This window comes from Roseovarius halophilus (ex Wu et al. 2025) (assembly GCF_047086965.1).
This window is the reverse complement of sequence record NZ_JBKOTX010000246.1, coordinates 1-6,946: the sequence shown is the minus strand read 5'-3', so window position 1 is coordinate 6,946 and position 6,946 is coordinate 1. Positions and strand designations below refer to the sequence as shown.

The 6,946-nt window shown below is 68.4% G+C and carries 9 protein-coding genes; 6 read left to right on the top strand and 3 right to left on the bottom strand.

What is annotated here, in order from left to right; all coding sequences use genetic code 11:
- A partial coding sequence (locus ACH107_RS28345) for a hypothetical protein (RefSeq protein WP_412509086.1) occupies window positions 1–641 on the top strand: 641 nt, incomplete at its 5' end.
- Window positions 642–770: 129 nt separating this feature from the next.
- Here the strand turns inward: ACH107_RS28345 and ACH107_RS28340 are convergent.
- The gene (locus tag ACH107_RS28340; protein ID WP_310691573.1) at window positions 771–1,139 is read right to left on the bottom strand and encodes a MerR family DNA-binding transcriptional regulator; all 369 of its coding nucleotides are present in this window, start codon (window positions 1,137–1,139) and stop codon (window positions 771–773) included.
- A 115-nt stretch (window positions 1,140–1,254) separates the two neighbouring features.
- On the opposite strand from ACH107_RS28340, the gene ACH107_RS28335 reads away from it, so the two are divergent.
- From ACH107_RS28335 to ACH107_RS28325, 3 genes are read left to right on the top strand one after another with little or no spacing between them, the layout of a single operon-like run.
- A complete protein-coding gene (locus ACH107_RS28335; protein WP_310691574.1) occupies window positions 1,255–1,701 on the top strand; it encodes a PaaI family thioesterase in 447 nt (148 codons plus the stop codon).
- Complete coding sequence (locus ACH107_RS28330; protein WP_310691575.1) at window positions 1,698–2,195, top strand: PaaI family thioesterase; 498 nt, start codon at window positions 1,698–1,700, stop codon at window positions 2,193–2,195. The genes ACH107_RS28335 and ACH107_RS28330 overlap by 4 nt, the downstream gene beginning before the upstream one ends.
- A 4-nt stretch (window positions 2,196–2,199) precedes the next feature.
- Window positions 2,200–3,510 (top strand): MATE family efflux transporter, encoded by a 1,311-nt coding sequence (locus ACH107_RS28325; protein WP_412509084.1) that lies wholly within the window; start codon window positions 2,200–2,202, stop codon window positions 3,508–3,510.
- 53 nt (window positions 3,511–3,563) lie between these two features.
- Here the strand turns inward: ACH107_RS28325 and ACH107_RS28320 are convergent, their stop codons facing one another.
- Complete coding sequence (locus ACH107_RS28320; protein WP_412509082.1) at window positions 3,564–5,132, bottom strand: bifunctional metallophosphatase/5'-nucleotidase; 1,569 nt, start codon at window positions 5,130–5,132, stop codon at window positions 3,564–3,566.
- A 156-nt stretch (window positions 5,133–5,288) separates the two neighbouring features.
- On the opposite strand from ACH107_RS28320, the gene ACH107_RS28315 reads away from it, so the two are divergent.
- Both ACH107_RS28315 and ACH107_RS28310 read left to right on the top strand, forming a co-directional pair.
- Window positions 5,289–5,624, top strand: coding sequence for a DUF952 domain-containing protein (locus ACH107_RS28315; RefSeq protein ID WP_310691578.1), 336 nt, complete (start codon window positions 5,289–5,291; stop codon window positions 5,622–5,624).
- Window positions 5,621–6,664 carry a quinone-dependent dihydroorotate dehydrogenase gene (locus ACH107_RS28310; RefSeq protein ID WP_412509080.1) on the top strand — a complete coding sequence of 348 codons (1,044 nt, stop codon included), beginning with the start codon at window positions 5,621–5,623 and terminating at the stop codon, window positions 6,662–6,664. The genes ACH107_RS28315 and ACH107_RS28310 overlap by 4 nt, the downstream gene beginning before the upstream one ends.
- Window positions 6,665–6,688: 24 nt before the next feature.
- On the opposite strand, the gene ACH107_RS28305 is transcribed toward ACH107_RS28310, so the two are convergent.
- Window positions 6,689–6,946, bottom strand: a 258-nt coding sequence (locus ACH107_RS28305) for a hypothetical protein (protein ID WP_412509079.1), incomplete at its 5' end; no start/stop codon positions are given.

The following is a 6,946-nucleotide window of genomic DNA, read 5'->3' as shown; positions in this document are numbered from 1 at the left end:
CATGGAATACCAGAATGGGCAGCCCCTGCTGGGGCGCGCCCCAGCAGGGGCTCATGGCCCCCAACTCGAGCGAATTTCCAGACCTTAGGGTACAGTACCCGCATGATGCGGAGTGGGGCCTGATCCTTGAGGATGACCTGGTGCTCGACACGCGCACGGCAGCAGTCGTCGCGGAACTGGCAGGCACTCGGGATGCGTCCATACCGCTGTTGAAGATCGAAAGCGGTGGTGACGGTCAGGTAACAAGACCCGTCGGTCCGCCCCTTCCCACCGGACACCAGTTGATGGAACTTCGGCATATGTCGCCCGGCGCCGGAGCCTATCTCATCCACCGCTGTGCCGCCGCGCGGCTGGTCGACGCGGTTCTGCACAGCAAGGTGCCGGTCGATCATTTCCTGTTCTATCCGCGCCGGACGCGATATTTCGCGAACGAAAGATACGGCGTGCTGTCCCCCGGTCTGGCCATGCAGGACAAGTCCCTGCAATCCGATATCGCGGCTTCGCGATACCGGGAAAGAACGATCATGTTTCACGCCTCGCGCGGCTGGCATGAGGTGCGCCAGCTGCCGCTCATGATCCGATCCGTGCTGACAGGATGGCGCGTTCGGAAAATCCCCTACGGTGCCGACAGCCCGAGATGACCCTGTAGCGCCTGCGCGACGCGGTCAGGGCGCGACGGTCTGCGGGACTTTTCTTTGCCCTAGGCCGGGCCGCGCGTCACCGCCGGACAGAGTGACACCGGGCCGCACGGTGCCGCAAGGTCAGGGTGCCTAATCCAGCGACCCGGCGGTCTCGTCGCGCAGGGCCTCGAGTTCGCCCATCATCTCGTCAAGCTGGTTGCGCTGGCGGGCGAGGTCGGCCAGTTGCCGATCGGCCAGGTCCACGAAGGCGCGCATCTGCGCCTCGGTGCCCTCGTGCTCGTAGATCAGCAGCCACTGGCGGATGTCCTCAAGGCTGAATCCCCAGCGCCGGCCCCGCAGGATCAGGGTCATGCGGGCGATCTCGCGCGGGCCGTAGAAACGCGACCGGCCTTCGCGCTCGGGGGCCAGAAGCTCGATATACTCGTAATAGCGCAGGGTCCGTGGCGTCACCTCGAAGCGGTCGCACATGGCCTTGAAGCCGAGCCGTGTATCGGTCATGGAATCCTCCGTGACCCGCAAACTAGACCTCCCCCGGCGTCGGGGCAACGTCAGGCGCGAGGGCTTGCGCCGCCCCGCGCGACGGGCGACCCTGCGCGGCAAGGAAAGGACACCCATGCACGAGGACAGCGACGCGGACAGGCGCGCGAAACTGGCGCGGCAATTCATCGAGGCGATCCCCCATGCCCGGGCCATGGGCATGAAGCTGGGCGAGATCGACGCCGGCCGTGCCGTGCTGACCATGCCCTATGACGACCGTCTGATAGGCGACCCGGAAACCGGGGTGATCCATGGTGGCGCCGTCTCGGCGCTGCTGGACACCTGCGGCGGGGCGGCGGTCATGATCCACCCGGTCGCGCCGATCTCGACCGCGACGCTGGACCTGCGCATCGATTACATGCGCCCGGCGACGCCGGGGCAGGCGATCACGGCGCGGGCCGAGTGCTATCACGTCACCCGCTCGGTCGCCTTCATGCGGGCCGTGGCACTGGATGACGACGCGGACCGCCCCGTTGCCAGTGCCGCCGGGGCCTTTGCCATCGAAAGGGGAGGTGCCTCATGAAACGCCCCGAACCCGTGCAGGTGGTCAAGCAGCGCCGCGATGCCGCGCTCGAGGCGCTGGTCGAAGCGGTGCCCTACATCGCCTTCCTGGGCATCCGGTTCGACCGGCGGGGCGATGAACTGACGGCCCTGCTGCCCTACCGCGACGACCTGATCGGAAACCCCATGCTGCCCGCGCTGCATGGTGGTGTGACGGCGGCCTTTCTTGAAACCACGGCCATCGTGGAGCTGTCCTGGACCACCCGCTGGGACGAGATCGAACAGGGCGGGGCCGATATTCAACTGGCGGACCGCGCGCCGCGCCTGCCCAAGACGATCGACCTGACGGTCGATTACCTGCGCTCGGGCCTGCCGCGCGACGCCTATGCCCGTGCCCGCGTCGTGCGCTCGGGGCGGCGCTATGCCAGCGTCCAGGTCGAGGCCTGGCAGGACAACCGCGACCGCATGTTCGCCCAGGCCACCGGGCATTTCCTGATGCCCACCCGCGAAGGCTGAGGGCATGGAAGAGGCGCTGAAGCACCGCAGGGTGCTCAACATTGCGGTGCCCATCGTGCTGTCAAACGCCACCGTGCCGATCCTTGGCGCCGTGGATACCGGTGTTGTCGGGCAGATGGGGGCGGCGGCGCCCATCGGCGCCGTTGGGATCGGGGCCACGATCCTGACCGCGATCTACTGGATTTTCGGCTTTCTGCGGATGGGGACCACCGGTTTCGCCGCCCAGGCGCTGGGGCGTGGCGACACGGCCGAGGGCGCGGCGATCCTCACCCGCGGTCTGGCCATCGCCGCCCTTGGGGGGCTTGGGATCATCGTGCTGCAATGGCCGATCTTCGCGCTGGGCTTCTGGCTGTCGCCCGCCAGTGCCGAGGTCGAGGGGCTGGCCCGCGGCTACATGGCCATCCGGGTCTGGTCGGCCCCGGCGCTCATCGCGATCTATGCCATCACCGGCTGGCTGATCGCGGCCGAGCGCACCCGCGCGGTGCTGGTGCTGCAGGTGGTGATGAACGGGCTGAACATCGGGCTGGACCTGCTGTTCGTGCTGCAACTGGGCTGGGGTGTGGAAGGGGTCGCCATCGCCACCTTCATCGCCGAATTGTCCGGGCTGGCGCTGGGCTTGTGGTTCTGCCGGGCCGCCTTCGCCAATCCGTCCTGGTGTGACCGGGCGCGGGTGCTCGACCCCGCCCGGCTGCGCCATTTCGCGCAGGTGAACACGGATATCCTGATCCGGTCGCTGCTGTTGCAGGGCATCTTCGTGTCCTTTTTGCTGCTTGGGGCGCGGTTCGGCGACGTTACCCTGGCGGCCAACCAGATCCTGCTGCAGTTCATGACGATCACCGCCTTCGCGCTGGACGGCTTTGCCTTCGCCGCCGAAACGCTGGTGGGGCAGGCCATGGGCGCGCGCCGCCGGGCGGCCCTGCGGCGCGCGGCGCTGCTCTGTTCGGTCTGGGCCTTTATGTCGGGCGCGTTTCTGGCCGGGGCCTTCGCCACTTTCGGCGGCCCGATCATCGACGTGATGACCACGGCCGAGCCGGTGCGCGAGGTGGCGCGCGTCTTCCTGCCCTACATGGTGCTGGCCCCGTTGCTGGGCGCGGCGCCCTTCATGCTGGACGGCATTTTCATTGGTGCGACCCGCACCCGCGACATGCGCAACATGATGGCCCTGTCCCTCGCGATCTATGTTCTGGCGGCGGCACTCTTGATCCCGGCCTTCGGCAATCACGGTCTGTGGATGGCCATGTTGACCAGCTTTGTCGCGCGCGCCGTGACCCTGGGCCTGCGCTACCGCGCGCTGGAAGACGCGGTCGAGGCGTGAAAAAGCCCCCGCCGCTTGCGCGCCGGGGGCCAACGTCCGCGGGCGACTTGACCTCAGTTGCCCGTGACGGTGATGCGGCCGTCGGTGTAGGGCGCGTAGGGGGTGTTTTCGGCCAGGTACTCCGCCGTGACATCGGCCAGGTCGGGGCCATAGTCATAGGCGTTCTCGGCGCCCACGAACATGGCATAGCCGTCGCCGCCATTGCGGACGTAGTTGTTGGAGACAACGCCGTAGGTCGCGCCCGGATCGATCGCTTCGCCACCGACCATGACATCGGAAATCCGGCTGCCCGGCTCGGCGCTCAGGTCCACGGTGAAGGACATGCCGGCGACCTGCGGGAAGCGGCCCGCGCCTTCCTCGACCTCGCCGACGCCGTTTTCCAGCGCCGCGACCATGGTCTCGCCGCTGACCTCGAAGGTCGACAGCGTGTTCTGGAAGGGTAGAACGGTCAGGACGTCGCCCATCGTGACCTCGCCGGCCTCTATGCTGGCGCGCAGCCCGCCACCGTTCTGGATCGCGATCTGGACGCCCTGGTCGGCGACGCGGTCCAGCATGGCATCGGCCACCAGGTTGCCCATTTCGCACTCGCCGGTTCGGCAGACCTCGCGCGCGCCGATGATCGACTCGGCGGTCTCGGCGACGACCTCGGTCTTCATCTCTTCGATGGGGGCGCCCATTTCGGCGATGCGCGCCGACATCTCGGGGTCCGGCGTGACCGAGGCATCCAGAAGGATCGGATCACCCGTGGCCTCGATGACGTTGCCGTCATCGTCGAAGGTGAGGGTCAGCTCGCCCAGGTACTTGGTGTAGGCATAGGCCTGCGCCACCGGCGTGCCCTCGATCATCGCGGGATAGGCCGGGGTGTCGGCGTCATCGTTGGTCATCAGCGTGTGGCTGTGGCCGCCGATGATGACGTCGATCTGCGGCACGGCCTCGGCGATGCGGCGATCCGCCGGAAGGCCCACATGGTTGAGCGCGATGATGATGTCCACGCCCTCGTCGGTCAGGGTCTGGGCATCCGCGGCCAGGCTGTCGATCTCGTCCTGGAAGGTCACGTTCGGGCCGGGGCTCGAGGTCTCGCCGGTGTCCGAGGCCAGCGCCGAGATCACGCCGATCCGCTGGCCGCCCACCTCGAGCACCACGTGGTTCTGCACCCGGTCCTTGAGAACATCGGAGGACGACAGGTCGAGGTTGCCAGAGACCACCGGGAAGCTGACCGCGTCGATGAACTCGGCCAGCTTGGGCGGGCCGTCGTCGAATTCGTGGTTGCCCACGGCCATGACGTCATAGCCGATCTCTTCCATGAACTCGGCCTCGGCCGCGCCCTTGTAGGTGGTGTAGAACAGCGACCCCTGGAACGGGTCGCCCGCATCCAGCAGCACGACATTCCGGTCGGCCAGGTCCTCGCGTTTCTGCTCGACCATCGTGGCGACGCGGGCGATGCCGCCGAAGCAGTCGCCGGCGGCCTCGGCCTCGGCGCCGCAGGTGGAATCGAAGCGGCTGATCGACTCGATGCGGCTGTGCATGTCGTTGGTGTGCAGGATGGTCAGCGAATATTCCGCGGCTGCCATGCTGCCGGTCATGGCCAGCACGGCGGTTGTGGAAAGCAGACGGACGGTCATGGTCATACCCCTCAGATGTTGGAATGCAGCAAGCTTGCGCACAAGCCATGCGGGAGTCAAAACCCCCGTCATGACAAGGCCTAGCCCGCCTGCGTGACGCCTGCATGACAGGCGGCCTGCTTGACGGGGCGGCAGTCACGGGCCAAACCGTCCACCATGCTGATTTACAAGATTCTGACCGCCGACCAATGGGCCGTTCTCGACAGGACCGGGCGCTTCGATGGCGCCCCGATCGACCTGGCCGACGGCTATATCCATGCCTCGACCGCCGTGCAGGCGCAGGAGACCGCCGAAAAGCACTTTGCCGGGCAGTCCGGGCTGATGCTCGCCGCGCTCGAGGCCGCGACCTATGGCGATGACCTGCGCTGGGAGGTCTCGCGCGGTGGGGCCGAGTTCCCGCATCTCTACAACCGCCCGCTTCTGCGCGATGAGGTCCTCTGGGCCAGGCCGATCCCGGTCGTGGATGGCGTGCCGCAGGTGCCCGTCTCGTGAGGGTGCTGGAACAGGTCGGCCTGCGTGCCCTGCGCGCGGTGGACCCGGAAATCGGACACGATCTGGCGTTGCGGGCGCTCAACCTGGGGCTCGGGCCGCGGGGCGGGCCGGTGACATCGGCCCGTCTTAAGACGCAGCTTGCCGGGCTGGACCTGCCCAACCCCGTGGGGCTGGCCGCCGGGTTCGACAAGAACGCGGTCGCGCTTGGACCCCTGGCCCGGACCGGCTTCGGGTTCCTCGAAGTCGGGGCCGCCACCCCGCGTCCGCAGCCGGGCAACCCCAGACCGCGCCTGTTCCGGCTGGCCGAGGATGCTGCCGCCATCAACCGTTTCGGCTTCAACAATGACGGGATGGCGGCGATCGCGGCGCGTCTGGCCCGCCGCCCGGCGGGGGCGATCGTGGGCCTGAACCTGGGCGCCAACAAGGACAGCGCCGATCGGGCGGCGGATTTCGCCACCGTGTTGCGCCACTGCGGCCCGCATGTCGATTTCGCCACGGTCAATGTCTCCAGCCCCAACACCGAGAAACTGCGCGACCTTCAGGGCAAGGCGGCGCTTGCCGCACTGCTGGAGGGCGTGATGGCCGCGAACGCGGGCGGCGTGCCGATCTTCCTGAAGATCGCACCGGACCTGTCCGACCCCGAGCTGCAGGAGGTGGCCGCGGTGGCAGAGACCGCCGGCGTCGCGGCCATCATCGCCACCAACACGACGCTGTCCCGCAGCGGGCTGCGCGGCCCGCATCGGGACGAGCCGGGCGGACTGTCCGGCCAGCCGCTTTTCGACCGATCCACGCGGGTGCTGGCCCGGCTGGCGACCCTGACCAGGCTGCCCCTGATCGGCGTCGGCGGCGTCGGCTCGGCCGACCAGGCCTATGCCAAGATCCGCGCCGGGGCCTCGGCGGTGCAGCTTTACACCGCGATGGTCTATGGCGGCATCTCGCTGGCCGGCGAGATCGCGCGCGGGCTGGACGCCCTGCTGGCGCGCGACGGTTTCGCGAATGTTGCCGACGCGGTCGGAACCGCCAGGGGTGACTGGACCTGATCGCGCAGCGCCCCCCGCGCGGTGCTAGTCCTGCTGGGCGACGGCGGCGAGTAGCGCCGCGTTGCCGCCCGCCGCCGTGGTGTCGATGCAGACGTGGCGTTCGTGCAGCACCTGGGCGGCATCGGGCTGGGCCGTGATCAATGCAACGATCGGGCCCTCGCGTTCGGCCAGCGCGGCCTCGTAGGCGCGGCCGGTCGCGTCATCGCCCCACCAGATCACCGCCTGCGCGGGTAGATCCGCAAGCGCCTCTGGCGGGACCGCGCCCGCGGCCTCGACCGGCAC

Coding starts and splice junctions, on each gene's coding strand:
- ACH107_RS28340 (WP_310691573.1), bottom strand. CDS start 1,139: ATGACCGATACACGGCTCGGCTTCAAGGCCATGTGCGACCGCTTCGAG.
- ACH107_RS28335 (WP_310691574.1), top strand. CDS start 1,255: ATGCACGAGGACAGCGACGCGGACAGGCGCGCGAAACTGGCGCGGCAA.
- ACH107_RS28330 (WP_310691575.1), top strand. CDS start 1,698: ATGAAACGCCCCGAACCCGTGCAGGTGGTCAAGCAGCGCCGCGATGCC.
- ACH107_RS28325 (WP_412509084.1), top strand. CDS start 2,200: ATGGAAGAGGCGCTGAAGCACCGCAGGGTGCTCAACATTGCGGTGCCC.
- ACH107_RS28320 (WP_412509082.1), bottom strand. CDS start 5,132: ATGACCGTCCGTCTGCTTTCCACAACCGCCGTGCTGGCCATGACCGGC.
- ACH107_RS28315 (WP_310691578.1), top strand. CDS start 5,289: ATGCTGATTTACAAGATTCTGACCGCCGACCAATGGGCCGTTCTCGAC.